Origin of the sequence: Actinomadura sp. WMMA1423, from assembly GCF_006547145.1 — a bacterium.
Lineage (GTDB): Bacteria > Actinomycetota > Actinomycetes > Streptosporangiales > Streptosporangiaceae > Spirillospora.
On record NZ_CP041244.1, the window covers coordinates 9206419 to 9231467 of the forward strand.

Here is a 25049-nt window from a genome sequence, read left to right on the forward strand (position 1 = left end):
GCCATGGATGCGAGCCAGTCAGCGACCTCCATCACGGTCCCACCCGTCCGCAAGTCCGTCGACGTCCCGGTGCCGGCGGACCGGGCCTTCGCGCACTTCACCCGGCGGCCCACCGACTGGTGGCCGCGCAGCCACGTGCTGGTCGCCGAGCGGGAACGAGTGATCTTCGAACCCCGGGTGGGCGGCCGCTGGTACGAGCGCTCCACCGACGGCTCCGAACTCGACTGGGGCCGGGTCCTGGTCTGGGACCCGCCGGACCGCCTCGTCCTGACGTGGCGCATCGACGGCGGTTTCCGCCCGATCGAGGACGACGAGCGGGCCAGCCGCGTGGAGGTGACCTTCACCCGGCGCGGGCCCAAGGCGACCCGCGTGGAACTGGCCCATGTCGAGCTGGCCCGGCACGGCGAGGCCGCCGGGCGCATCCGCGCGGCCATCGACGGCCCGAGCCCCGGTGAGACGCTCGCGCGATTCGCCGCCACCCTCACCGAAGGAGACGACCATGCCTGACCGCGAAGCCATGCCCGACGGCGCCCCCGCGTCCGACCGGGAGCACCCGCACGAAGCCGAGGCGCGCGGCGCGCCCTTCCCCTGGCGACGGCCCGGCCCGTTCGCCCCGCCGGACCGGCACCGCGAGTGCCGCGAGCGGCCGGGCCTCACCAGGGTCCCGCGCTCGGCGGGCGAGCCCACGTGGGTGGTCACCCGGTACGCGGAGGTCCGCGAGGCCCTGAACGACGAGCGGCTCGGCAACGACCGGGGCCGCCCCGGGTTCCCGGCGCCGTTCCCGATCCCCAAGGACTTCACGCTCAACTCGTCCCTGCTCGGCATGGACCCGCCCCGGCACACCGACTACCGCAAGCGGGTCGCCAAGGACTTCACCGTCCGCCGCGTGAAGCTGCTGCGGCCCCGCGTCGAGGAGATCGTCGACCGGCAGGCGGCCGCGCTGGAGGACGCGGGCCCGCCGAGCGACCTGCTCGCGGCCTTCGCCCTGCCGATCACCATCTCGGTGATCATGGAGCTGCTGGGGATCCCGGCGCGCGACAAGGACTTCCTGCACGTGCGCACCCGGACCATGTTCGGCGGGACGGCCACGGCGGCCGAGCGCAAGGAGGCGGTCAACCAGCTCGACGCCTACTTCCGCGAGCTGGTCGACGCCAAGTACGACGACCCCGGGGACGACCTCGTCTCCAAGCTCACCGGCGCCTTCCCGCGCGAGGACGACTTCGACGAGCTCGTCCACCTCACGCGGCTGCTGTTCAACGGCGGCCACGAGAGCACCGCCAGCATGATCGCGATGGGCACGCTGGCGCTGCTGCGCCACCCGGACCAGCTCGACCTGCTGCGCGCCGACCCCGACCTCGCGCCGCCGGCCGTCGAGGAGCTGCTGCGCTACCTCAGCGTCACCGACCTCACCACCGCGCGCGTCGCGCGCACCGACCTGACGATCTCCGGAACCCCGGTGCGCGAGGGCGAGGGCGTCTTCCCGCTCACCGCCGCCGCCAACCGGGACCCCGAGGCGTTCGAGCGCCCCGACGAGCTCGACATCACCCGCGGGTCCCGCAAGCACCTGGCCTTCGGCCACGGCCGCCACCTGTGCCTCGGGTCCGAACTGGCCCGCCTGGAGCTGGAGGTCGTCTTCCGCACGCTCTACCGCAAGCTGCCCGGGCTCCGGCTCGCCGTCCCGTTCGAGGACCTGTCCTTCAAGGACGGCGGCCTCGTCTACGGGGTCGAGGCGCTGCCCGTGACCTGGTGACCCGTCTGGAGTGATGAACGTGACCACCACCATGACCGACGAGCGCACGGCCCTGGACGCCGCCGTGCGCGCCGCCGCCGACCACGCCGACGGGGCCGACCGCACCGGGCGGCTGAACGACGAGGCCGTCGCCGCCGTGGCCGCGACCGCCCTGCCCCGCCACTTCGTGCCCGCCCGCTGGGGCGGCGCCGAGTCCACGTTCCGCGAGCTGACCGCCGCGGTCGTCCGGCTCGGCGAGGCGTGCGCCTCCACGGCCTGGTGCGCCGCGATGTTCGCCTACACCGGCCGGTTCGCGGCGCACCTGCCGATCGAGGGCCAGCGCGACCTGTGGGAGGGCTCGCCGGGCACGCTGCTCGTGCCCGGCCTGGTTCCGGCCGGGTCCGCCGAGGAGACCGAGGGCGGCTTCCTGCTGCGCGGGCGCTGGCGGTACGTCAGCGGCGTCGAGTTCGCCGACTGGGCGTTCATCTCCGGGCCCGCGGGCGGCGGCATCGAACCGCGCTTCTTCGCGGTGCCCCGCGCCGACTTCGCCTTCGAGCCGAGCTGGGACGCGATCGGCATGCGGGCCACCGGCAGCCACACCCTCGTGGTGGACGAGGCGTTCGTCCCCGACCACCGCACGGCCCTGTTCAAGGAGGTGATGGGCGGGATGAACCACACCTCGCAGGCACCGCAGCACAACGTCCCACTGCCCGCCGTCGGCGGCCTGACCTGCATCTCCGCGCTGATCGGCGCGGCACGCGGCGCGCTGGCCTCCGCGACCCGCACGGCCGCGGCCAAGCGCGCGGCGGGCCCGCCCGCAGGAGCCCCGCGCACCGGCGGCCCGCCCCCGGCCGGCGACCCGGCCTCGGTGGACATCGCGACCTCCGCCGCGCGGATCGAGGCGGCCGAACTGCTGATCGACCAGGTCGTGTCGGCACTGGACGCGGGGGAGGGCCGCCCGCGCGCGTTCGAGAACGCCAACCGCGCCTCCTACGCGGCGGCCCTGCTGGTGGAGGCGGTCAACGCGCTGATGAGGTCGGCGGGCACCGCCGCGCAGGACCGGGGCGCCTCGCTGCAGCGGTGCTGGCGGGACGTGACCGTCGGCTGCTCGCACGCCGCGCTGCGCCCCGAACGCGCGGCTTCCGGCTACGTCGAGGCACTGGCCGCCCGAACCTGACCCGACGGAGTCGGGCGGGGGGTGTGGGGGGTCGTCCCCCCACAAGTGACCAGACCCGGAGAGGAGTCGACTATGGAGTACGGAGTGGCTCTGCCCACCATGGTGCAGGGCGTGCAGGGGCGCGACCTGCTGGAGTGGGCCCGCAGGGCCGAGGAGGCGGGGTTCGCCGACCTGGCGGTGCTCGACCGCCTGGTGTACGGCAACGACGAACCGCTGGTCGCCCTGGCCGCCACGGCGGGCGTGACCGAACGGATCAGGCTCACCACCGGGATCCTCATCGCCCCGTACCGGGGCAGCACCGCGCTGGTCGCCAAGCAGGCCGCGTCCGTCCACCACCTGTCGGACGGACGGCTCACGCTGGGCGTCGCGGTGGGGGCCCGGCCGGACGACTACGCGGCGTCCGGCGCCGAGTTCGGCGACCGGGGCCGCCGCCTCGACACGATGCTCGCCGAGATGCGCAAGATCTGGGCGGGCGGCGAGATCGGCCCGGAGCCGCCCGGAGGCGACCCCGAGATCCTCGTCGGCGGCAGGGCGCCGTCCGCGCTGCGGAGGGCCGTCGCCCACGGCGACGGCTACTTCGCCGCCGCGGGTCCGCCGCAGACGTTCGCCGAGCGGGCCGGCGAGGTCCGCCGCCGCTGGCGGGAGGCCGGTCGCCCCGGCGCCCCGCGCGTGGTCGCGCAGGCGTACTACGCGCTCGGCGCGGACGCGGACGCCCGTGTCCGCGAGCACCTCGGCGACTACTACTCCTTCGCGGGCAGGCTCGCCGACATGATGATCAAGGGGGCCCTGACGACGCCCGGGCGGCTGCGCGAGGCCGCCCGCGCCTTCGCCGAGGCCGGATGCGACGAGCTCGTGCTGGTGCCCTGCTCGTCCGGGCCGGAGGAGCTCGACCTGCTCGCCGAGACTCTGCGGGAGGAGACCTGATGTCGCGGAGAAGGACCGTCATCACCGGGATCGGCGTGGTCGCCCCCGGCGGGATCGGCACCGCCCCCTTCTGGGAGATGATCACCTCGGGGCGGACGGCGACGCGCCGCATCACCCAGTTCGACCCGTCCGCGCACCGCTGCCAGGTCGCCGCCGAGTGCGACTTCGACCCGGCCGCGGCCGGGCTCACGCCGCAGGAGATCCGGCGTAGCGACCGGTTCGTCCAGCTCGCCAAGGTGGCCGCGCGGGAGGCCGTGGACGACAGCGGCCTCGCCGTGGACGGAAGCCTTGCCGAGCGCACCGGCGTCGCGATGGGCAGCGCGGTCGCCGGGACCAAGAGCATGGAGAACGAGTACGTCGTGCTCAGCGACGGCGGCGCGCACTGGAAGGTCGACCCGGCCTACGTCAGCCCGCACATGTACGACTACTTCCTGCCCAGCTCGGTGGCCGCCGAGGTCGCGCTGACCACGGGCGCGCGCGGGCCGGCGACGGTGGTCTCGACCGGCTGCACCTCCGGCATCGACTCGGTCGCGCACGCCGCCGAGGTGATCCGGGACGGCTCCGCCGACGTGGTCGTCACCGGCGGCAGCGACGCGCCGATCTCGCCCATCACCGTGACCTGCTTCGACGTGATCAAGGCGCAGTCGGTGTACAACGACGAGCCGCCGCGCGCCTGCCGCCCGTTCGACCGCACCCGCCGGGGGCTGATCCTCGGCGAGGGCTCGGCCGTCCTCGTGCTGGAGGAGTACGAGCACGCCCGGCGCCGCGGCGCGCGGATCTACGCCGAGGTCGCGGGCGCGGCGTCACGGTGCAACGCCTTCCACATGACCGGGCTGAAGCCCGACGGCCGGGAGATGGGCGAGGCGATCACCACCGCGCTCACCGAGGCCCGGATGAACCCCGAGGACGTCGACTACGTCAACGCCCACGGCTCGGGCACCAAGCAGAACGACCGGCACGAGACCGCGGCGTTCAAGCGCGCCCTCGGCGAGCACGCCCGCCGGGTGCCGGTCAGCGGGATCAAGGCGGCGGTCGGGCACTCGCTCGGCGCGATCGGCTCCATCGAGATCGCCGCGTGCGCGCTGGCGATGGCGCACGGCGTGGTGCCGCCGACCGCCAACCTGCGCGAGCCCGACCCCGAGTGCGACCTGGACTACGTGCCGCTGGAGGCGCGCGAGCACCGCGTGCGCGGGGCCCTCACCGTCGGCAGCGGGTTCGGCGGGTTCCAGAGCGCGATGGTGTTCCGCGACCCGGAGCGGGCCGGCGACATGGAAGGGAGCAGCGCATGAGCGGCCAGGCGGTGGTGACCGGCCTCGGCGTGACCGCCCCGAACGGCATCGGCGCCCACGAGTACTGGGACGCCGTCCGCGGCGGGCGGAGCGGCCTCGGCACGATCACCAGGTTCGACGCGTCCGGCTACCCGGTCGCGGTGGCGGGGGAGATCCCCGAGTGCGCGGCCGAGCGGGACCTGCCCGAGCGGCTCCTGCCGCAGAGCGACCGGGTGACCAGGCTCGCCCTCGTCGCCGCCGAGCAGGCGCTGCGGGACGCGGCGGTCAAGCCGGGCGACGTGCCCGAGTACCAGATGGGCGTCGTCACGGCGAGCACGTCCGGCGGCCTGGAGTTCGGGCAGCGCGAGCTGCAGAAGCTGTGGGGGAGCGGCTGGCGCGACGTGAGCGCCTACATGTCCTTCGCCTGGTACTACGCGGTGCACACCGGCCAGATCTCCATCCAGAACGGGATGCGGGGCCCCGGCGGGGTCCTCGCCTCCGAGCAGTCGGGCGGCCTGGACACGCTGGCCTTCGCCCGCCGGAAGATCCGCTCCGGCACGACGATGATGGTGGCCGGGGGCGTGGACGGCACGCTCTGCCCCTACGGCGTCGCGATCCAGACCGCGAGCGGGGAGCTCAGCCCGTCCACCGACCCCGGGGCGGCCTACCGGCCGTTCGACGCCGACGCCGGCGGCTGCGTCCCTGGCGAGGGCGGTGCCATCCTCATAGTCGAGGACCGCGACGACGCCCGGGAGCGCGGCGCCCCGCAGATCTACGGCGCCGTCGCCGGGCACGGCGCGGCGTTCGACCCGGAGCCCGGCTGCGCCGACGGCCTGTACCGGGCGGCGCGGACCGCCCTCGACGACGCCGGGGTGCCCGCCGGCGCGGTCGACGTGGTGTTCGCCGACGCGGCGGGCCGCCGCGACCTGGACGACGGGGAGGCGGCGGCGCTGGCGAGGCTGTTCGGGGCCCGCGCCGTCCCGGTCACCGCGCCCAAGTCGATGACGGGACGGCTGCTGTCGGGCGGCGCGGCGCTGGACCTGGCGACCGCGCTGCTGTCCCTGCGCGACGGGGTCATCCCGCCGACCGTCGGCACCCGCCCCGGCCGCACCGACGACCGCCTCGACCTGGTCGTGGACGAACCGCGGCCCGCCGGGCTCGCGACGGCGCTCGTCCTGGCCCGGGGGCGCGGCGGCTTCGCCTCGGCCGCCGTGCTCACCGCCCCGTGACCGCACTCACCACGCCGTAGCCCGTGCTCACCGAGGAGTCCCGCATGTCCGACATCAGGCCGTACCGGGTCGCGGTCCCCGAGTCCGACGTCGACGACCTGCGCCGCCGGCTGCGCGGCACCCGGTGGGCGCCCGACCCGCCCGGGACCGGCTGGTCGCGCGGCGTCCCCACCGCCTACCTGCGCGGCCTCGCCGCGTACTGGGCGGACGGGTACGACTGGCGGCGGCACGAGGCGGAGCTGAACGCCCACCCGCAGTTCGTCACCGAGATCGACGGGACCGCCGTGCACTTCCTGCACGTGCGCTCCGCCGACCCGGGCGCCGTCCCGCTGGTGCTGCTGCACGGCTGGCCGGGGTCGGTCGCCGACTTCCGCGACCTGATCGGCGCCCTGCGGGACGCCTTCCACCTGGTGGTGCCGTCCCTGCCGGGGTTCGGGTTCTCCGGGCCGCCACCGGAACCCGGCTGGACCGACGACCGGACCGCCGGGGCGCTGAACGAGCTGATGCGCCGCCTCGGATACGCCGAGTACGGGGTGCACGGCGGCGACGTCGGCGCGTTCGTGGCTCCGCGGATGGGCCGGGACGCCCCGCACCGGGTCCGCGGCGTCCATGTCAACGCCCTCGTCACCGTGCCCGGCGGCGAAGAGGACGTCGAGGCCCTGGACGACGCCGACCGCAAGAGGTTCGAGGCGATGCGGCGTTGGCAGGACGACGAGGGCGCCTACCTGCGCGTCCAGGGCACGAGCCCGCAGACCCTCGCGCACGCCCACCACGACTCGCCCGCCGGGCTGCTCGCCTGGTTCGCCGAGCGCTACCGCGACCTGACCGGGACCGCCGACCTGCCGGACGACGCGCTCGGCAGGGACACCCTCCTGACCGACGTCAGCGTCTACTGGTTCACCGGCACGGCCGGCTCCGCGGCGCACAGCTACTACGAGCGCTTCCACGGCCAGGCGGAGCCGGACGACCGCTCGCCGGTGCCCACGGCGGTGGCGGTCTTCCCCACCGACCACGCGATCCGGCCGTTCGCCGAGCGCGCGAACACGGTCGTCCGGTGGACGGAGTTCGACCGCGGCGGCCACTTCCCCGCGCTGGAGGCCCCGGGCCCGCTGGCCGCCGACCTCCGGACCTTCTTCCTCGACCAGATCTTCGAGAGGCCCCGATGACCGAGCCGGAGACGACCGAGCCGCACATGCCCGAGCCGCGGATGCAGCGGCTGGCGGACGGCGTGCACGCCTACGTCCAGCCGGACGGCGGATGGTGCCTGAACAACGCCGGCGTCATCGCCTCCGGCGGCACCACGATCGTGGTGGACACCGCCGCGACCGTGAAGCGCGCCCTCGCCCTGCGGGAGGCGGTGCGCGAGGTGGCGTCCGCGCCGCCGCGCCTCGTCGTGAACACGCACTTCCACGGCGACCACACGTTCGGCAACTGCGTCTTCACGCCGGACGCCGTCGTGGTCGCCCACAAGGGCACGCGCGAGGAGGCGATCCTCGCGGACCTGCACCTGACGGGCCTCTGGCCGGACGTCGAGTGGGGCGACCTCCGGCTCGAACCGCCGGCGCTCACCTACGAGGGGCGGATGACGCTCCACGCCGGGGACCTGCGCGCCGAACTGTTCCGCCTCGGCCCCGCCCACACCCGCGACGACACCGTCGTATGGCTGCCGGACCAGCGGATCCTGTTCGCCGGAGACCTCGTCATGTCGGGTGTCACCCCGTTCTGCATGATGGGTTCCGTCGAGGGCTCGCTCCGCGCGATCGAGACCATGCGCGCCCTCTCCCCGGCCGTCGTCGTGCCCGGCCACGGGCCGGTCGGCGGGCCCGAGGTGCTGGACGAGACCGAGCACTACCTCCGCTGGACCCGCGAGCTGGCCCAGCGGGGCCTCGCCGAGGGGCTGGACCCCCTGGAGATCGCGCGCCGCGCCGAGCCGGACCGGCGGCTGCTCGACCCCGAGCGGCTCGTCCCGAACCTGCGGCGCGCCTGCGCGGAGGAGCGCGGCGCCCCGCCCGGCGAGCGCATGGACGTCGCCGCGATGTTCGGCGAAATGATCACCTACCACGGCGGGCCGCTGCCCTGCCGAGCCTGACTCCGGAGGAACCGTGCGCAAGATCCTGATCGCGAACCGGGGCGAGATCGCGGTCCGCGTCGTGCGGGCGTGCCGCGACGCGGGGCTCGCCAGCGCGGCCGTGTACGCCGACCCGGACGTCGCGGCCCCGCACGCGCGGATGGCCGACGAGGCGTACGCCCTCGGCGGCGCCGCCCCCGCGGAGACCTACCTGGACATCGGCAAGCTGCTCAAGGCCGCGGCGGACGCCGGTGCCGACGCCGTCCACCCCGGCTACGGGTTCCTCTCCGAGAGCGCCGAGTTCGCCCGTGCGGTGATCGACGAGGGCCTCGTGTGGATCGGTCCGCCGCCGTCCGCCATCGAACTCCTCGGCGACAAGGTCCAGGCCCGCCGCGTCGCCCGGGAGCAGGGCGCGCCGCTCGCGCCGGGCACTCCCGAACCGGTCGCCGGGCCCGACGAGGCCGTGGCCTTCGGGCGCGAGTACGGCCTCCCGGTGGCGATCAAGGCCGCGTTCGGCGGCGGCGGGCGGGGCCTCAAGGTGGCCTGGTCCCTCGACGAGATCCCCGACCGGTTCGAGTCGGCCGTCCGCGAGGCCGAGGCGGCGTTCGGCCGGGGCGAATGCTTCGTCGAGCGCTACCTCGAACGCCCGAGGCACGTCGAGACGCAATGCCTGGCGGACCGGCACGGCGACGTCGTCGTGGTGTCGACCCGGGACTGCACCCTGCAGCGCCGCCACCAGAAGCTCGTGGAGGAGGCTCCCGCGCCCTTCCTGACCGAGGACCAGCGGCGGACGCTGTGCGAGTCGTCCAAGAAGATCCTGCGGGCCGCCGGATACGTGGGCGCGGGCACCTGCGAGTTCCTGGTCGCCGCCGACGGCACGCTGTCGTTCCTCGAGGTCAACACGCGGTTGCAGGTCGAGCACCCCGTCACCGAGGAGGTCACCGGCATCGACCTGGTCAGGGAGATGTTCCGCATCGCGGGCGGCGAGGCCCTCGGCTACGGCGACCCCGTGCCGCGCGGCCACGCGATGGAGTTCCGGATCAACGCCGAGGACCCCGGCCGCGGCTTCCTCCCCTCGACCGGGACGCTCACGACCTGGCGGCCGCCCTCCGGGCCGGGCGTGCGGCTGGACGCCGGCTACACCGAGGGCCAGGAGATCCCCGACCGGTTCGACTCCATGCTCGCCAAACTCGTGGTCACCGGCGCGACCCGCGACATCGTCCTGCAACGGGCCCGCCGCGCCCTCGCGGAGTTCGAGGTGGAAGGCGTCCCCACCGTCCTGCCCTTCCACCGCGCCGTGGTCGAGGAGAAGGCCTTCACGGCCGAGCCCTTCGACGTCCACACGGCCTGGATCGAGTCCGACCGGGCGCCCGCGATCCCTCCCTGCCCGGACTCCTCGGCTACGTCGGACCCGTCGAACCGCGACGTTCCGTCCACCCGCAAGGCCGTCACCGTCGAGGTGGACGGCAGACGCGTAGAGGTGGTCCTCCACTCGTCCGCCGCCACCCCAGCCGCTCCGGCATCGCCCTCACGGTCCAGGCCGCGCAGGACCCGGGCCAAGGAGGACAACGGCGACGCCCTGGTCTGCCCCCTGCAAGCCACCGTCGTCAAGGTGCTCGTCGAAGACGGCGCCACCGTCGCCGCCGGCGACACCATCGCCGTGGTGGAGGCGATGAAGATGGAGCAGCCCCTCACCGCGCACAAAGCCGGCACCGTCTCCGCGCTCAACGCCCGCCCCGGCCGGCCGGTGGCCACCGGCACGGAGATCTGCCTGATCCGGTGATCCGGGCACCGAACCGCCGGCACCCGGAGCGCATTATGGCCAGGAAGATACAACTGTAAGTAATTGCGCGGGTGCACACTGTTCATATCGTCCGGAAGGAAGGGGACCTTATGAACCTGCAAACGATCGAGTCGGGCATGGAGGTCGACTCCGAGCGCTCCGCCCGCGTCGTCTTCTCCGCCACGGCCATCTTCACCGCGCACGGTCAGGTGATCCTCAACGCCGACTCGGACCTGTTCCGGCCGAGTACGCGCGTCACCGCCTCCATCGTCGAGGTTGACAACGCCGACGCACCGTTCATCGGTGCCGCCCGCATGACCATCCACAACGTCCGGCCCTACCAGGGAGGCGTGCAGGTCTGGGCGAACATCGAATGGAACACCGACCTGCGCGTCCGGATCAGTTACTTCTGGGAGGGCTGACACCCCGGGCGGCATCGGATTTCGCCGGTCACCCCGCCGCGGAGCGGCGGTCCGCGGCGTCGAGAGGGGCGCACCAGAGCAGGGTCGTGCCGCCTCCCGAGCGGGGCCGCGCCCGGAAGAAGCCGCCGAGCTCCGCCGCCCGCCAGGCCATCGTGCCGAGCCCGCTGAGCCGCCTGCCCTCGGGGACGCCTGCCCCGTCGTCCTCCACGCGCAGCACCACTCCGGGATCGCCGAGTTCGACGGCCACCTGCACCGATGTGACCCGGGGTTGCAGGGCGACGTTGGCCAGCGCCTCGCGCACGGCCTCCAGCAGGTGGTCGGCCGTCCCGCCGGAAACGGCGGTGTCCAGCAGGACGTCCAGTCGCACCGATGGGGCGGAACCGAGAGCGGCGGCCGCGTCGTCGATCACCCTGCGAAGCCGCCGGCGCAGCCCCTCGCCATGGGGCGCGGGCGGGACGTCGAAGACCGTCGAGCGGATCCGCCGGACGGCGGCGTCCAGGTCGTCCGCCGCCCGCCGCAGCCGGGGCGCGACGCCCGGGCCCCGGGCGACCTCGATCGCGCTCATCAGGGTCATGGTCGTGGCCAGCAGCGGCTGGATGACGGTGTCATGCAGTTCCCTGGCGATGCGGTCGCGGTCCTCCAGCACGGCCAGCCGCTCGTCCTCCCGGCTCCGGTCCGCCGGTTCCGGCGCGAGTGCCCCCCGCGCCGCGAGCGTCCCCTGAATCGCGAACGCCTCGACGAGCCATTGCGCCGTTTCGGGATCGGCGGGCGGTCTCACTTCCTCCGGCATGTGAACCGCCGAATGGCATGCATTGGACGACGCCGTCCGTCCGAAGGTCATCGACGGGGTGTCCGGCATGGAAACACCTCCTTGGCGAGGGGCCGTGAAAGGTCCGCTCACCCTTCAAGACAGGGCGGCTCTGCTCGCTGTGACACACCGCCGACAGCCGGGTCCCGCCAAGGCGGCCGGCCGGCTCGCACTGCGGGGAGAGCGCGCGGCGGCGTCACAGACCACGAGTCCGAAATGTCTTAGCTGGCGACCGCGACAAGCCGGCTTCGCGGGGGCGCGGCACGATCAGTGAAACGGGTGCCGTCCATTGCGGCGCGCTTCCGGAGACGCCGATGACGAAACGACGAGCCGGCGCCCGAGAAGAGAGGGTGGGGAAAGTGGAAGTGTCCAGGCGGCACGTGGTTCGCGTACTCCACGATTCCGGACTCCCGCACGTGGCCCGCGAGGCGGAGCGGGTGCTGCCCGACCCGGTCGAGTACGAGCGCGCGGCGGAACTGCTCTCCCGGTACGGGATCACGAAGGACGAACTGATCAGCAGGCGGGGAGGCAGCCCGTGACCGGTTCCGGGCCCCTCGGGGCGGGCCGGGGTCCGCGGGTGCGCAGCGCGCTGCCGCGCCTCGACGGCACTTTCGAACCGCCGCACCTGGCCGCCGCCGCGTGCCGGCTGGGGATGCGGGACCGGCGGCTGGTCCTGCGATCGATCGCACCCCATCTGGCCGAGCTCATGGATCTCGTGGGCTGGAGCCGGATCCCCGGGCTCCTCATGCTCGTTCGCGACGACGGCCGATCGACGGCCGGGACGGGGTGCGACCGGCGCGGCGACCGGGGGGCTCCCCTCCGCGAGTGGGAGCGGGCGTCCCTCCCCGAAGGAGGACGAGGGTGATCCCGGTCATGAGCGCGCAGACGGCGGCGATCGCCGCGACGACCGCGACGGCCCCGGCCTGCGGGGCCGCGAGCGGCAGGAGGAGGACGGCGGCGACCCCGCCCAGCACGACGGCGGGACGCAGCACCGGCTCGGCCAGCAGGGGCGTGTGGACGATCCAGAGCAGCAGGACGAACAGCGCGGTCGGGATCGCCACGGCGTAGCAGATCGCGAGCGGCGACGCCTGGATGTGGTGCCCGGTCTGCTCGACGGCCACCTCGAGCCCCGCGCCGAGGGCCGCGAGCCCGGCGAAGATCCCGTAGTGGCCGTAGCCCCAGACGTAGGAGAGGTGGCGGCGGGCGTTGAGCGCGTCGCCGGCGGGAGCGAGGAAGTAGAGCCACCAGAGGGAGAAGAGCAGGACGAGGCCCGACCCCGCGATGACGACGAGCGGCCCGCCGATCTCGGCCGCTTCGAGCGCCCCGCCGACCCCGTTGGACGCGGCGAGGACGCTCTCCCCGAACAGGATGATCGTGAACAGGCCGTAGCGCTCGGCGATGTGGTGCGGGTGCCAGGCGGTGGGAGCGGCCCGCTCCGCCCACCGCGGGACGGCGAGCTCCAGGGCGGCCAGGCCGACGAAGCACGGTACCTGTGCCGCCGACGGGACGGCGCCCGCCTGCGACGCGGCGAGCCAGAGCAGCCATCCCGCCTGCGCGACCGTGATGCCGAGGGCGTAGCGCAGCGCGGTGCGGCGGCCGTCCGGGTACTCGGCGCCGGCCCGCAGCCACTGCACGGCGAGCGCGGCCCGCATGACCAGGTAGCCGACGGCGACGGCACGGTAGTCGGCGTGGTCGGCCGCGGCGGGCACGCCCGCGGCGGTGACCAGGACGCCGGCCATCTGCACCATGGTCAGCAGCCGGTAGGGGACGTCGTCGGTGTCGTACGACGAGGCGAACCAGGTGAAGTTCATCCACGCCCACCACACCGCGAAGAACACCTGAAGGAACGGCACCAGGCCGCCCAGCGCGCGCCCTTCGGCGATGTGGTCGGCGAACTCGGCGGTGACGGCCGCCACCGCCACCACGAACGTGAGATCGAACAAGAGCTCGAGCTGACTCGAGGCGCGGTGCGGCTCGTCGATCGCTCGCGCGGTCATCCGGACCCGGATGCGGCATCCGGCACCCTCTGGCGGCACGGTCTCACCCCCGTCTTCGCGTGGGCCCGTCCTGCCGTGAAGGACCCGTCCTGACGCCAAAGACAGGCGAGCGCACCCGGCTGTGACAGCGAACGCCGCCCAGGCGCTTCCGCGGGTTTCCTCGCGGATGCTGTCACAGGCCGCACGGATGCCCTGTCTTAGCTGCCGACCGGGCGGAACCGGATTCCCGGGAACCAGGAGGGCATGGCATGAAGATCGTGATCATCGGCGGTACCGGCCTGATCGGGTCGAAGCTCGTGGCGAGGCTGGGCGAGCACGGCCACGAGGCGGTGCCGGCCGCGCCGAACACCGGGGTCGACACCCTCACCGGCGAGGGGCTCGCCGAGGTGCTGGCCGGCGCGTCGGTGGTGGTCGACGTGTCGAACTCCCCGTCCTTCGAGGACGCCGCGGTGCTGGACTTCTTCCGGACCTCCACCGGCAACCTCCTCTCCGCGGAGAGGGAGGCGGGGGTCGGGCACCACGTCGCGCTGTCGGTGGTGGGCACCGACCGGCGTCCCGACGTCGGCTACTTCCGGGCGAAGCTCGCCCAGGAGAAGCTGATCGAGGACTCGGGCATCCCGTTCTCGATCGTGCACGCGACGCAGTTCTTCGAGTTCGCGCGCAGGATCGCCGACGAGGCCACGGGCGGCGGCACGGTCCGGATGCCGCCGGTGCTGTTCCAGCCCCTCGCGGGCGACGAGGTCGCCCAGGCGGTCGGCAGGGCCGCGGCCGGCGCCCCGCTGAACGGGAGGACCGAGATCGCCGGCCCCGAGCAGTTCCGGATGGACGAGTTCTTCCGCGGCGCCCTCGCGGCCTGGGGCGACCCGCGCGAGGTGGTCACCGACCCGCACGCGCCCTACTTCGGAGCCGAGATGCGCGAGCGCGACCTCGTCCCGGACGGCGGCGCGACCCTCGGTGAGATCAAGTACGCCGACTGGCTGGCGGCCAACCCCGCCCCGTGACACCCCGCCCCGTGACACCCCGGCCCGCCCTCGCCCGCCCGTGAGCCATGAGAAGAGCCAAGGAGACACGCCCATGCAAGGCACCGATCCGGCCGCCGCCGAGCCGAAGGCGCGGTCCACCGCGTGGAAGACCGCGTTCAGGACGGTCCAGGAGGCCCGGCCGCCCTTCATCCCCGCGGGCGCGCACGCGATGATCCTGATCGTCGAATATCCGCCCGGCGATCCCGGCGCCCCGCCCCACCGGCATCCGGGCCCGGCCTTCGGGTACGTACTCGAGGGGGAGATGCTGCTGGAGATCGAGGGGGAGCCGCCGCGACCCGTTCCCGCAGGCGAGGCGTTCTGGGAGCCGGGTGGCGACGTCGTCCACTACCAGGACGGCAACAACCGCGACGACCTCCCGCTCCGCTTCATCGTCACGATGCTCTGCGAACCGGGCGAGCCGATGGTGGCCCTGGTCGACGAGGCGGAGCTCGCCCGGCGCTCGCACCTGCGGGCGCCCCGGCGCCCCTGACAACCGCACGGCACGACCGCACCACGACCCGGGAGCCGGCGCGCGCGCCGGTGAGGGGGACCGGACGGGGGAGTTCACCATGATCGCACCGGCCATGGCCGCGGAGTTCGACGACGTCGCCGGATGGACCGCCGACGCCGTCGAGCACCTCGGCGAGAGGTACGCGATTCCGGCGGCCTGCCGCGGCAGCGCGGATCCGGCCGGGCTGGCCTGGCTGGCGGAGGCGTGCGAGCTCACGGCGGGGACCAGGCTGCTGGACGTGGGCGCCGGGGTCGGCGGTCCGGCGGCCTGGGCGGCCGAGAGGTTCGGGGTGCGGCCGCTCCTGCTGGAACCGATGCCGTCGGCCTGCCGGGCCGCCGCCCGGCTGTTCGGGCTCCCGGTCGTCACGGCGGAGGGCGGCCGGATCCCGCTGCGCGGCGGGTCGGTCGACGCCGCGTGGTGCCTTGGAGTGCTGGACACCGTCCAGGACAAGGCCGCCGTCCTCAGCGAGATCCACAGGGTGCTGCGCCCCGGCGCACCCCTGGGGCTCCTGGCCGTCGTCGCCCGGCACCCGACGGTCCTCCCGGCTCCAGAGGGGAATCTCTTCCCCACGGGGCGGGAGCTCGCCGAGCTGCTCACCGGTACGGGCTTCGACCTGATCGAGCGGATCGACCGGCCCGGCGGCGCCCCGCTGTCCTGGACACGGCGCGCCGAGCGGGCCGCGGCGACGGTGGCCGCCGCGCACGGGACCGACCGCGCCCACTCGCTGGCGGTCCGCCAGGGCCAGAGCCTCACCCGTCTGCTCGCCGCCGGAGAGATCTCGATGCGACTGATCCACTCTCGACGCAGGTGATCCACGCGACGCGCGCTCCGCGCGGTGCGGGTGATCCGCACGACCCGACCGATCCACGAGGAAACGCGTCCGCCCGGGGCCTTCTCCCGCCCCGCCACGTACGGAGGAGCCATGAGCACGCCGCCCGGTGACAACGAGTTCTTCGTCGAGTTCGAGACGGAGGTCCGCGCCGAGCTGGACCTGGTCGAGTCGAGCGAGGCCGAGCGGGCCGCCGGTCAGCCGGTGACGGAGTGGCTGTTCGACCCGGGCGACGCGGAACGCGAACAGGTCGAGCTCCGCAACCTCCTCGGCGCCGCCGAGGAACTGCAAGCCGACGACAGCCGAGACGAGACGCTATGAACAACCCCGTACAGCCCATGGACGGCTCCGTACCGCGAGAGCACGCCGCCTCGCCCGTCCGGTCCCCGCGGATCGCCACGCTCGACGACCTCCGCGAGCACCTCCAGTGGGCGATCGAGCTGGAGCACGCGACCCTGCCGCCCTACCTCTGCGCGCTCTACTCGCTCGACGCCGAGCGCAATCCCGAGGCGGCCGAGCTCGTGGCCGGGGTCTTCGTCGAGGAGATGCTCCACCTGGCGCTGGCCGCGAACCTGCTCAACGCCGTCGGCGGCCGCCCGCGGCTGGACACGCCGCGGATGCTGCCGCCGCACCCCCGGCGCCTGCCCCACGCCGACCCCTCGCTGGAGCTGTCGCTGCTTCCGTTCGGCCCGGAGGCGCTCGACATGTTCCTCAGGCTCGAACAGCCCGCCCCTCCCGGGGCCCCGCCGGAGGGCGACGCCTACGAGACGATCGGGCAGTTCTACGCCGCGGTCGAGGACGGGCTTCGCGACCTGTGCGACCGGCTCGGCGAGCCGGCGGTCTTCACCGGCGACCCGGCCCGCCAGGTGCACGCCGGTCATTTCTGGCACACCGCCGGCCGGCTGGTCGAGGTCGCCGACCTGGCCTCGGCGCTGACCGCGCTGCGGGAGATCGTCGAGGAGGGGGAGGGGGCGTCGGGCGGCGCGGTCTGGGACGGCGACCGGGACGTCCACCATCCCGAGCGCGACGCGGTCGCCCACTACTACCGCTTCCAGGAGCTCAGGTCCGGGCGGCGCTACCGGCGTGGCGACACCCCGCGGTCCGGGCCCACCGGCGAGGCGATCGCCGTCGACCCCGCGGGCGTGCTGCCGATGAGGCGCGACCCGCGACTCGCCGACAACGCTCCGGGCAGCGCGATCCGCACGGCCCAGGAGGAGTTCGACCAGACTTACTGCACCGTCCTGAACCTGCTGGAACTGGCCTTCGACGGCAGCCCGAGGCTCCTGGCGGTGGCCACCGCCACCATGTACCGGCTCAAGTCGCAGGCACAGGCCCTCATGCGGATGCCGGACGGGGAGGGCGCGACGGCCGGTCCCGCATTCACCTACGTGCCGCCCGAACTGCGCCGGTGGAGCACCGACGGCCGGCAGCGGATCGTCGTGCTCCCGGACGGCCCCTATCTCGTCGACGGCAAGGTGCCGCTGAGGCGGAAACGCAAGATCGTCTCGGCCGAGGGCGACGCGCTGACCTGGCACACGGGCGAGACCATCGCCACCGAGGACACCTACGCGCTGTGCCGCTGCGGCCGGTCGGGCGCCAAGCCGTTCTGCGACGGGACGCACGCCCGGATCGGGTTCGACGGCACCGAGTCCGCCGACGTCCGCCCCTACAGGGAACTGCAGCACGTGCACGACGGCGTGGGCATCTCGGCTCAGCGCGTCGGCGAGCTGTGCATCCACGCCGCGTTCTGCATCGGGCGCACCAGGCCGATCGCCGCGATGCTCGCCGACACCGGGGACAGCGACGTGCGCTCCAACATCATGGGGCGGATCGACCACTGCCCCTCCGGGTCCTACACCTACGCCCTGCGGCGCGGCGGCGAGTCGATCGAGCCGGACCTTCCGCGGGCCGTCTCGGTCCTCGAGGAGGAGGACGGGCTCGCCGGCGCGCTCTGGGTCACCGGAGGCGTCCCGGTCCAGCGTGCGGACGGGCGCCCGCTGGAGACCCGCAACCGGGTGACGCTGTGCCGCTGCGGCCGTTCGGCGGGCAAGCCGCTGTGCGACGGGACCCACCGAAAGATCGACTTCCGTGAGGACGGGACGGGCCGGTCAGGCCCGGCCGACGGCGGAAGCGCAACCGAGAAGGGAAGGCGATCATGAGTGATCACGTTCTGGAGCCGGCGGCGCAGGGGTTCGCCGAGGCGGCCGCGCAGCCGCCGCTGCTGTACGAGCGGGGCGTGGAGGGCGCCCGCGACCTGCTGGACGAGGTCCAGGCCGGGCCGGTGGAGATGCCCCAGGTGGACGAGAAGTGGATCACGGTGCCCGCCGCGGTGGGCGACGTGCGGGTCCGCCTCGTCCGTCCGCCGCAGGCGACCGGGGTGCTGCCGGTCGTGCTGTACGTCCACGGCGGCGGATGGGTGCTGGGCAACGCCGGCACCCATGACCGGCTGGTGCGCGAGCTGTCGGTGGGGACCGGTGCGGCGGTGGCGTTCGTGGAGTACGACCGCTCGCCCGAGGCCCGCTACCCGGTCGCGATCGAGCAGGCCTACGCCGCCGCGCAGTGGATCATCGCCAACGGTGCCGCCGAGGACCTCGACGGCGCCCGGATGGCGGTGGCGGGCGACTCGGTGGGCGGCAACATGACCGCCGCGCTGGCCATCCTGGCCAAACGGCGCGGCGATGTGACCTTCGTGCAGCAGTCGATGTACTACCCGGTCACCGACGCCGCGATGGACACCGGCAGCTACCGCGAGTTCGCCGACGGCCCGCACCTGACCGCGGCGGCGATGGCGTGGTTCTGGGACGCCTACACCACCGGCCCCGAGGAGCGCGCCGAGATCACCGCCTCGCCGCTGCGGGCCGCGCTGGAGGACCTGGCGGGCCTGCCGCCCGCGCTGGTGATCGTGGACGAGAACGACGTGCTGCGCGACGAGGGCGAGGCCTACGCCCGCCGCCTCACCCAGGCCGGCGTCCCCACCACCAGCGTCCGCTACAACGGCACGCTCCACGACTTCATGATGCTCAACCCCGTCCGCGACACCCACGCCACACGTGCCGCGACCGCACAGGCCATCGCGACCCTCAAGGCCGCGCTGAACATCGGAAAGGAAAGCTCATGACCAATACCGACAAGCCCGTCGTCGTCCTGGTCCACGGGGCCTTCGCGGAGTCGGCCAGCTGGAACGGCGTCATCGAACGCCTCCACGCCCGGGGGCTGCGCGCCGTCGCCGCGGCGAACCCGCTGCGCGACCTGGCGGGCGACGCCGCCTACGTGCGGGACGTGATCCGCGGCATCGACCGGCCGGTCGTGCTGGTCGGCCACTCCTACGCCGGCATGGTGATCACCCAGGCGGCGGCCGGCCTCCAGGCCGTCCGATCCCTGGTCTACGTCGGCGCCTTCACGCCGAGCACCGGCGAGAGCGCCCTGCAGCTGTCCGCCAAGTTCGAGGGCAGCACCCTGGGCGACGCGCTGGCCGCCTACCCGGTCGCCTCCGGCGGCAACGAGTTCCGGATCGACGACGAGAAGTACCACGGCCAGTTCTGCGCCGACCTGGACGCCGGAGAGGCCGCCCTGATGGCGGCGACCCAGCGCCCGGTGACCGAGCGGGCCCTGACCGACGGCCTGGAAACGGACGAGCCGGCCTGGCGCACCAAGCCGTCCTGGTTCGTCTTCGGTGAGAGCGACCGCAACATCCCCGCCGAGGTGATCCGGTTCATGGCCGAACGCGCCTCCTCGCGCGGGACGCGGGAGATCGCCGGCGCCTCGCACGCCGTCGCCGCCTCCCAGCCCGACGCCGTCGCCGCCTCCATCCTGGAGGCCGTCGACAGCGAGGAAGGCTGAGCGGAGCGGACGCGCCGCGCGGCGCCGGGCGCCCCCCCGGCTCCGCGCGACGTCTCCGCGAACGGGAACCGGCGAGCGGCGGCCGGTCTGGACTACCGGTATAGCGCCTTCGACCACTGCGACCGGGGGCGGGGCCCCCTCCCGGGGGCACGGGTGTTCCCCAGGGCCCGGGACTAGGCAGGTCCCCGATGCGACCGCGCCACGGGCGGGGCCACAGTGTGACGTGTCAGCAGGGCCGGACGAGCAGGGCCGGATCGCCGGGCTCGTGCCGACGGGTGATTCGCGGTGGTGCGAACGGAGGAGTCATGGCGGTCGAGGAACCGGTGCCGAGGCGGAACGATCTTCCCTTGCGCGGCCGCGAGGCCGAGGTGCGGCTGCTGCGGGAGCGGCTCGCCGCGCTGGCGGCGGGAGAGGGCGGGGTGCTGGTGGTCGAGGGCCCGCCGGGCTCGGGAAGGACGAGGTTCCTCGCGGAGGTCCGAGCGCTTGCCCTCGCCGCGGACTTGCCCTGCCGGCACGGCGCCGGTGTGCCCGGCGCTCTCCCGGTCCCCTTCGGCCCGCTGCTGGAGGCCCTGTCCACCGGTCCGGATCCACTGCCGGACCCCTTCACGCCGCGTGCCGCCGGCGCGAAGGGCCTGCGTTCGTGGACGCTGAGGGAGATCCGGGCCGGTCTGGCGCGGAGCACGGGCCGAAGGCCGCTGGTCGTCTGCCTCGACGACGTGCGGTGGTGCGATCCGGTGACGCTGGAGGCCCTGGCCGCGTTGCAAGTGAGCCTGGCGGACGCCCCGCTCCTCTGGGTGCTCGCAGCTGACCCCGACCAGGGTGGCGCTGCCGAAACGATCTCACTGCTGGAACGGGCCCGCGGGGACGGGCCGCATCGGATCGTCCTCGGGCCGCTGGACGAGCGCGATGTGCGAGCGCTGGCGGCCGATCTTCTCCAGGCCGAGCCCGACATCGACGTGATGCGAGTGGTTCGGCGTGCGCGGGGCTTGCCGCAGCTGGTCGTCGAGCTCCTCCTCGGCATGCGGGAGGAAGGGCTCATCGACGTTCGGGCGGGCGCGGCCCGGTCGGCGGCCGAGGCGATCCCTCGCCGGTTCCACGACCTGGCCCGGCGCCGGCTCGACCTCCTGGTTCCGCTCACTCGTCACGTCCTGCAAGCCGCCTCGGTGCTCGGCCGGGCCTTCACCGCCGAGGAGCTGGCCGCGCTCACCGGGGCCTCGGCCGGCGAGATCGCCGCGGCGGCGGACGAGGCGGTCGGCGCGAGAATCCTCGTCCGGACGGGCGCTCTCCTCGACTTCCGGCACGACCTGGTCCGGGAGGCGCTCTGCGAAGCGCTCCCGGCGGCACTGCGCCGCTCCCTGACGAACCAGGCGGCGGACGCCGCGCGGGGTGTGGAAGGGGCGGACGCCACCGCCGGTGACCCGGGGCCGGGAGGCTTCGACATCACGGCCCGTTACGCGCTCGGCCGGGCGGCCGTGCACCTCGGGGACCGGGACGGCCTCCGCCGCTGCGCCGCCGACGGCGCGCGGATGATGGACGCCGGGACGCCGGCGGTGCGGCGCACCGGCGCGTGGCTGGCCGCACTGGCGGCCGACGCCCTCGGGGACACGGCCCGCGTCGCCGAGCTGGTCGAGTACGCCTGGCAGGGCGCGGACGCCGCAGGCCCGGCGCCCGGAGCTCCGCCCGACCCCGCGGACCACGTCGTGCTCGCGCGCCTCGCCCTGGCCGCCGGGCTCCCCGGCCTCGCTGCCGCCGCCGCGGACCGCGCCGCCGAGCTCTCCACCGGCCCCGACCCGGCGGAGCCCCTGCTTCGAGGGCTCGCCGCCCAGGCGCGCGGAATCGTCGACGACGACCCGGACCTGCTCCAGCACGCCGTCAAGCTGCTCAAGGACGCCGAGCGTCCGCTGGTCCACGCCTCGGCGGCCGAGGACGCGGGCCGTGCGCTCGCCGCGGACGGCGACCCCTCCGCGCGGGACTTCCTGGACTCCGCCCTCGACCTCTACGAGCGGGCGGGCGCGGCCCGCGACGCGGCCCGCGTGCGGCGGCGGCTGCGCCTGCTCGGCGTGCGCCGGGCACCTCGCCTCCGCGACGGGGGGGAGGGCGGCCGATGGGGGCTGACGGCGGCGGAGGTGAGGGTGGCCCGGCTGGTGGCGCAGGGCGCGACCAACCGGCAGGTCGCCGAGCAGCTGTTCCTGTCCGGTCACACGGTCAACACCCACCTGCGAAGCGTCTTCGCCAAATGGGGCATCCGCTCCCGCGTGGACCTCGCGCGCCTCGTGCTGGCACACGAATCAGGCGGTTCCGCGCCCTGAAGGCGGGGTCACAGGACCTCGCCGAGCTGGTGCCGCGAGGCGACGCCGAGCTTCGTGAAGACCTTGTGGAGATGGTGCTCGACGGTGCGGGGGCTCACGTACAGGCGCGCGGCGATCTCCTTGTTCGTCAGGCCGGCGCGGGCCAGCCTGGCCACCTGCGCCTCCTGCGGGGTGAGCCGGCCCGCGGGCTCGGCGTCCCGCCCGCGGGCGGCGGTCTCCCCGGTGGCCTGGAGCTCGCGCGCGGCCCGGTCGGCGAAGGCCCTCATTCCGACCCCTGAGAACAGGTCGAACGCGGCGCGGAGGTTCTCGCGCGCCTCGACCCGGCGGCGCTCGCGGCGGAGCCATTCGCCGTAGAGCAGGTGGGCACGGGCGAGGTCGACGCGCATCCGCGTGCGGCCGAGGCGGTCGATCGCCTCGCGGTAGAGGCGGTCGGCCTCCTCTCCCTCGCTGAGCAGCGCCCGGCAGCGGGCCTCAAGGGCGAGACCCCACTCCGCGCCGCCCGCCCGGGTGGAGAGGGAGAGCCGGTCCAGCGCGCCGGAGGCCAGGTCGAGCCGTCCGGTGCGCGCGGCGGCCTCGATGAGTTCGAGGGGAGCCCAGATGACACCGCAGCCTCCCGGCGCCTGGTGGTGCACGCCGGCCCGCAGCGCGGCCTGCAGCGCCTTCTCGTACTGGCCGAGGCCGTTGTGGAGGACGGACCGGGCCCAGTGGGCGATCTCCACCGCCCGCCGCTCCCCGCGCGCCTCCCCCCTCCTCGCGATGGCGCCCGCGAGCCGCTCGGTCTCCGCCTCGTCCCCCCGCCACGCGGCGAGGCCGAGGTCGCCGCCGCCCGCCATGGCTCCGGTGGCCGTCCAGTGGTCGGCGGCGCCCGCGCTCGCCTTCGCCTCCTCGGTCAGGACCTCGGCCTCCACCAGGTCGCCCTCGAAAAGGAGCAGCAATGCGGACATGCCGAGCACCAGCGGCAGCAGGACCAGCGCGCCGGACTCGCGGGCGAGGCGGAGGTGGCGCTCGTTCAGCTCTCGGCAGGCGTCCTCGTCCCACAGGGCCATGGCGAAGAGGTTGACGACCCAGAGCCACCGGAGACGTTCGTTGGGGGAGGCCCCCTCGTCGGTGGCGGCGGCCATGGCGCGCCGCATCGCGGGCTCGGCCGTCACGGTGTCCCGCAGGTAGAACCGGGTGAGGGCGTCGAGGACGAGATCCGCGGCGCGCGGCGGGTCGGGCGCGGGAGGCGCCTCCCGCGCGAGCGCCGCGACGTCGATGATCCCGCCCCAGTCGGGCAGGACGCCGATGGCCGCGAGCAGCGCCTCCAGATAGGTGTCCCGAGACAGTTCGAGGTCGAACGGTTCGAGCCGTTCGGCGGCCGCGAGCAGGGCCCGGGGCGCGGACGGGTCGCCCGCCCCGGCCACGGCGATCGCGGCGCGCAGGGATTCGGCCCTGGCGCGGAGCACCTCGTCCGGCGGCCCCGCGTCGGCGGCCGCGAGCAGCGCCAGCGCCGGCTCCGGCTCCCCGGCCAGGTGCTTGGCCTGGGCCGCGTCGAGCGCGCGTACGGCGCGCCGGCCTGGATCGGGGGTCAGTTCGGCCGCCCGCTCCAGGAAGGCCGCGGCGGCGGCCAGACCCCCGCGGGCCTGGGCGCGACCCGCCGAGCGCGCGAGTTCGGCGGCGATGTCCTCTTCGGGATGGAAGGCGCCGTGGGCGCGGTGCCATGCCCGGCGGTCCGGGTCGGTCGCGGCGTCGGTCGCCTCCGCCAGCGCCCTGTGGGCCCGCCGGCGCTCGCTCGGCATGGCCGAGGCGTACACCGCCGACCGGACGAGCGGATGCCGGAACCGCACCCGCCCGCCGACGTCGATCAGCCCCCCGGCCGCCGGGTCGTCGGACACCGACCTGCCGGCCACCGGGGCGTCGGCCACCGGGGCGTCCTCCGGCGTGTCGATCGCCGAGGCGTCGACGCCGAGCACGGCGGCGGCGCGCCGCAGTAGGGCCGGGTCGCCGAGAGGGTCGGCGGCGGCGAGCAGCAGGAGCATCCGGGCGTCGGCCGGGAGGCTTTCCAGGCGCCGCTGGAAGGCGTCCTCGATGCGGTCCGGCAGCGAGCGTCCTGTCGTGCTCGCCGCATATCCGCCCGCCGAGGCCGCGCCGGCCAGTTTGACCAGGGCGAGCGGGTTCCCGCGCGACTCCGCGAGGATCCGGTCGCGCACCTGCTCGTCCAGCGGACCGCGGAGCGCCCGGCCCAGCAGTGCCCGCGCGTCGGCGTCCGGCAGCCCGCCGAGGTCCATACCGGGCAGGCCGGGAAGGACGTCGTCGGTGTCCCGTGCGGCGAAGACGCAGGCCACGCCCTCGGCCAGGAGGCGGCCGGACACGAAGGCGAACACCTGCGCCGAGGCGCGGTCGAGCCACTGGGCGTCGTCGACGACGCACAAGAGCGGACGCTCCTCGGCCGCGTGGGCCAGCAGGCCGAGCACCGCGAGACCGACGAGGACCTGGTCGGGAGCCGGACCGGTGCGCATCCCGAGCGCCGAGGCGAGCGCGTCACGCTGCGGTTCGGGCAGGGAGGCGAGGCGGTCCAGCAGGGGCATGCACAGCTGGTGGACGGCCGCGAAGGGCAGCTCCATCTCCGACTGCACCCCCGCGGCGGCGAGGACCCGGCAGCCGGACGAGGCCGTCGTGAGGTGGTCCAGCAGGGCGGTCTTACCGATCCCGGCCTCGCCGCGCAGTACCAGGACCCGGCTCTCGCCGCCGCGGACGTCCGCCAGCAGCCGGTCGAGCCGCTCGCACTCCGCGTCCCTGCCCACCAGCGACCCCGGACCCACCCGCGACCCCGGACCCACCAGCGACCCCGGACCCACCCGCGACCCCGGGACCATCAGCGCGCCCGAGCCCGCCCGTGATCGCGGGAGGCCAAGGCCCGCTCCGGCGGCAGGACCCCCGCGCCCCGCGTCAGCGTCCTCCGCCATCCCGCCCTGCCTCCGTATCGGACATCACCGGGGAGATTCCACGAACAAGCTGGCATCCAACGCAGTGTCGCACCCCTGGTGTGTCCCTGGGGGTCCCGGGGCCCCCAGGGACACACCAGGGATGCCCCCGGGGACTCACTAGGGAGTCGGGCACGGGTCTCCCCGATGCGCGCGCCGAGCGGCCCCGG

At 74.6% G+C, this 25049-nt stretch carries 22 protein-coding genes; 19 read left to right on the forward strand and 3 right to left on the reverse strand.

What is annotated here, in order from left to right:
* Positions 1-3 precede the first annotated feature (3 nt).
* The 10 genes from FKD65_RS42415 (at position 4) to FKD65_RS42460 (ending at position 10600) form a co-directional block, all read left to right on the forward strand.
* Positions 4-507, forward strand: coding sequence for an SRPBCC family protein (locus FKD65_RS42415; RefSeq protein ID WP_141585734.1), 504 nt, complete (start codon positions 4-6; stop codon positions 505-507).
* Positions 500-1750, forward strand: a complete 1251-nt coding sequence (locus tag FKD65_RS42420) for a cytochrome P450 (protein ID WP_168221381.1) — start codon at positions 500-502, stop codon at positions 1748-1750. Before FKD65_RS42415 ends, FKD65_RS42420 begins: the two co-directional genes overlap by 8 nt.
* 19 nt (positions 1751-1769) lie before the next feature.
* The gene (locus FKD65_RS42425; protein ID WP_141585738.1) at positions 1770-2906 is read left to right on the forward strand and encodes a hypothetical protein; all 1137 of its coding nucleotides are present in this window, start codon (positions 1770-1772) and stop codon (positions 2904-2906) included.
* Between the two features lie 72 nt (positions 2907-2978).
* Positions 2979-3830 carry an LLM class flavin-dependent oxidoreductase gene (locus FKD65_RS42430; protein WP_141585740.1) on the forward strand — a complete coding sequence of 284 codons (852 nt, stop codon included), beginning with the start codon at positions 2979-2981 and terminating at the stop codon, positions 3828-3830.
* Entirely contained in the window at positions 3830-5119 is a 1290-nt protein-coding gene (locus FKD65_RS42435; protein ID WP_141585742.1) for a beta-ketoacyl synthase, read from the forward strand. The genes FKD65_RS42430 and FKD65_RS42435 overlap by 1 nt, the downstream gene beginning before the upstream one ends.
* Positions 5116-6327: a ketosynthase chain-length factor gene (locus FKD65_RS42440; RefSeq protein ID WP_141585745.1), complete on the forward strand. Its 1212-nt coding sequence runs from the start codon at positions 5116-5118 to the stop codon at positions 6325-6327. The genes FKD65_RS42435 and FKD65_RS42440 overlap by 4 nt, the downstream gene beginning before the upstream one ends.
* Before the next feature lie 44 nt (positions 6328-6371).
* Complete coding sequence (locus tag FKD65_RS42445) at positions 6372-7493, forward strand: epoxide hydrolase family protein (protein ID WP_141585747.1); 1122 nt, start codon at positions 6372-6374, stop codon at positions 7491-7493.
* A complete protein-coding gene (locus FKD65_RS42450; protein WP_240809866.1) occupies positions 7490-8416 on the forward strand; it encodes an MBL fold metallo-hydrolase in 927 nt (308 codons plus the stop codon). The genes FKD65_RS42445 and FKD65_RS42450 overlap by 4 nt, the downstream gene beginning before the upstream one ends.
* Positions 8417-8429: 13 nt before the next feature.
* Positions 8430-10178, forward strand: coding sequence for a biotin carboxylase N-terminal domain-containing protein (locus FKD65_RS42455; protein ID WP_141585749.1), 1749 nt, complete (start codon positions 8430-8432; stop codon positions 10176-10178).
* Positions 10179-10288: 110 nt separating this feature from the next.
* Complete coding sequence (locus tag FKD65_RS42460; protein ID WP_141585752.1) at positions 10289-10600, forward strand: hypothetical protein; 312 nt, start codon at positions 10289-10291, stop codon at positions 10598-10600.
* A gap of 28 nt (positions 10601-10628) precedes the next feature.
* Here FKD65_RS42460 and FKD65_RS42465 read toward each other — a convergent pair whose 3' ends face one another.
* Positions 10629-11390, reverse strand: coding sequence for a sensor histidine kinase (locus tag FKD65_RS42465; protein WP_141585754.1), 762 nt, complete (start codon positions 11388-11390; stop codon positions 10629-10631).
* Positions 11391-11824: 434 nt separating this feature from the next.
* Between FKD65_RS42465 and FKD65_RS46460 the strand changes: the two genes are divergently transcribed.
* Positions 11825-11947, forward strand: coding sequence for a hypothetical protein (locus FKD65_RS46460; protein ID WP_302931576.1), 123 nt, complete (start codon positions 11825-11827; stop codon positions 11945-11947).
* 204 nt (positions 11948-12151) lie between these two features.
* Here FKD65_RS46460 and FKD65_RS42470 read toward each other — a convergent pair whose 3' ends face one another.
* Positions 12152-13405, reverse strand: coding sequence for a low temperature requirement protein A (locus FKD65_RS42470; RefSeq protein WP_141585756.1), 1254 nt, complete (start codon positions 13403-13405; stop codon positions 12152-12154).
* A gap of 248 nt (positions 13406-13653) precedes the next feature.
* Between FKD65_RS42470 and FKD65_RS42475 the strand changes: the two genes are divergently transcribed.
* From FKD65_RS42475 to FKD65_RS42510, 8 genes are all read left to right on the forward strand, one after another.
* Positions 13654-14406 (forward strand): SDR family oxidoreductase, encoded by a 753-nt coding sequence (locus tag FKD65_RS42475; protein WP_141585758.1) that lies wholly within the window; start codon positions 13654-13656, stop codon positions 14404-14406.
* 73 nt (positions 14407-14479) lie between these two features.
* Complete coding sequence (locus FKD65_RS42480; protein WP_141585760.1) at positions 14480-14917, forward strand: cupin domain-containing protein; 438 nt, start codon at positions 14480-14482, stop codon at positions 14915-14917.
* Positions 14918-14996: 79 nt separating this feature from the next.
* Positions 14997-15749 carry a class I SAM-dependent methyltransferase gene (locus tag FKD65_RS42485; RefSeq protein ID WP_141585762.1) on the forward strand — a complete coding sequence of 251 codons (753 nt, stop codon included), beginning with the start codon at positions 14997-14999 and terminating at the stop codon, positions 15747-15749.
* Positions 15750-15860: 111 nt separating this feature from the next.
* On the forward strand, positions 15861-16088 hold the full coding sequence (locus tag FKD65_RS42490; RefSeq protein ID WP_141585764.1) for a hypothetical protein: 228 nt from the start codon (positions 15861-15863) through the stop codon (positions 16086-16088).
* On the forward strand, positions 16085-17926 hold the full coding sequence (locus FKD65_RS42495) for a ferritin-like domain-containing protein (protein WP_141585767.1): 1842 nt from the start codon (positions 16085-16087) through the stop codon (positions 17924-17926). The genes FKD65_RS42490 and FKD65_RS42495 overlap by 4 nt, the downstream gene beginning before the upstream one ends.
* Entirely contained in the window at positions 17923-18885 is a 963-nt protein-coding gene (locus FKD65_RS42500) for an alpha/beta hydrolase (protein WP_141585769.1), read from the forward strand. The genes FKD65_RS42495 and FKD65_RS42500 overlap by 4 nt, the downstream gene beginning before the upstream one ends.
* The gene (locus FKD65_RS42505) at positions 18882-19607 is read left to right on the forward strand and encodes an alpha/beta fold hydrolase (protein ID WP_141585771.1); all 726 of its coding nucleotides are present in this window, start codon (positions 18882-18884) and stop codon (positions 19605-19607) included. The genes FKD65_RS42500 and FKD65_RS42505 overlap by 4 nt, the downstream gene beginning before the upstream one ends.
* 305 nt (positions 19608-19912) lie before the next feature.
* The gene (locus FKD65_RS42510; protein WP_168221383.1) at positions 19913-21916 is read left to right on the forward strand and encodes a LuxR family transcriptional regulator; all 2004 of its coding nucleotides are present in this window, start codon (positions 19913-19915) and stop codon (positions 21914-21916) included.
* A gap of 8 nt (positions 21917-21924) precedes the next feature.
* Here the strand turns inward: FKD65_RS42510 and FKD65_RS42515 are convergent, their stop codons facing one another.
* Positions 21925-24699, reverse strand: a complete 2775-nt coding sequence (locus FKD65_RS42515; RefSeq protein WP_240809867.1) for an AAA family ATPase — start codon at positions 24697-24699, stop codon at positions 21925-21927.
* Positions 24700-25049 lie beyond the last annotated feature (350 nt).

Bases quoted from the DNA above. Each gene is read 5' to 3' on its own strand.
- FKD65_RS42480 (WP_141585760.1), top strand. From the start codon at position 14,480: ATGCAAGGCACCGATCCGGCCGCCGCCGAGCCGAAGGCGCGGTCCACC.
- FKD65_RS42500 (WP_141585769.1), top strand. From the start codon at position 17,923: ATGAGTGATCACGTTCTGGAGCCGGCGGCGCAGGGGTTCGCCGAGGCG.
- FKD65_RS42415 (WP_141585734.1), top strand. From the start codon at position 4: ATGGATGCGAGCCAGTCAGCGACCTCCATCACGGTCCCACCCGTCCGC.
- FKD65_RS42505 (WP_141585771.1), top strand. From the start codon at position 18,882: ATGACCAATACCGACAAGCCCGTCGTCGTCCTGGTCCACGGGGCCTTC.
- FKD65_RS42495 (WP_141585767.1), top strand. From the start codon at position 16,085: ATGAACAACCCCGTACAGCCCATGGACGGCTCCGTACCGCGAGAGCAC.
- FKD65_RS42510 (WP_168221383.1), top strand. From the start codon at position 19,913: ATGGCGGTCGAGGAACCGGTGCCGAGGCGGAACGATCTTCCCTTGCGC.
- FKD65_RS42470 (WP_141585756.1), bottom strand. From the start codon at position 13,405: ATGACCGCGCGAGCGATCGACGAGCCGCACCGCGCCTCGAGTCAGCTC.
- FKD65_RS42440 (WP_141585745.1), top strand. From the start codon at position 5,116: ATGAGCGGCCAGGCGGTGGTGACCGGCCTCGGCGTGACCGCCCCGAAC.
- FKD65_RS42490 (WP_141585764.1), top strand. From the start codon at position 15,861: ATGAGCACGCCGCCCGGTGACAACGAGTTCTTCGTCGAGTTCGAGACG.
- FKD65_RS42420 (WP_168221381.1), top strand. From the start codon at position 500: ATGCCTGACCGCGAAGCCATGCCCGACGGCGCCCCCGCGTCCGACCGG.
- FKD65_RS42485 (WP_141585762.1), top strand. From the start codon at position 14,997: ATGATCGCACCGGCCATGGCCGCGGAGTTCGACGACGTCGCCGGATGG.
- FKD65_RS42475 (WP_141585758.1), top strand. From the start codon at position 13,654: ATGAAGATCGTGATCATCGGCGGTACCGGCCTGATCGGGTCGAAGCTC.
- FKD65_RS42465 (WP_141585754.1), bottom strand. From the start codon at position 11,390: ATGCCGGAGGAAGTGAGACCGCCCGCCGATCCCGAAACGGCGCAATGG.
- FKD65_RS42460 (WP_141585752.1), top strand. From the start codon at position 10,289: ATGAACCTGCAAACGATCGAGTCGGGCATGGAGGTCGACTCCGAGCGC.
- FKD65_RS42435 (WP_141585742.1), top strand. From the start codon at position 3,830: ATGTCGCGGAGAAGGACCGTCATCACCGGGATCGGCGTGGTCGCCCCC.
- FKD65_RS42430 (WP_141585740.1), top strand. From the start codon at position 2,979: ATGGAGTACGGAGTGGCTCTGCCCACCATGGTGCAGGGCGTGCAGGGG.
- FKD65_RS42450 (WP_240809866.1), top strand. From the start codon at position 7,490: ATGACCGAGCCGGAGACGACCGAGCCGCACATGCCCGAGCCGCGGATG.
- FKD65_RS42445 (WP_141585747.1), top strand. From the start codon at position 6,372: ATGTCCGACATCAGGCCGTACCGGGTCGCGGTCCCCGAGTCCGACGTC.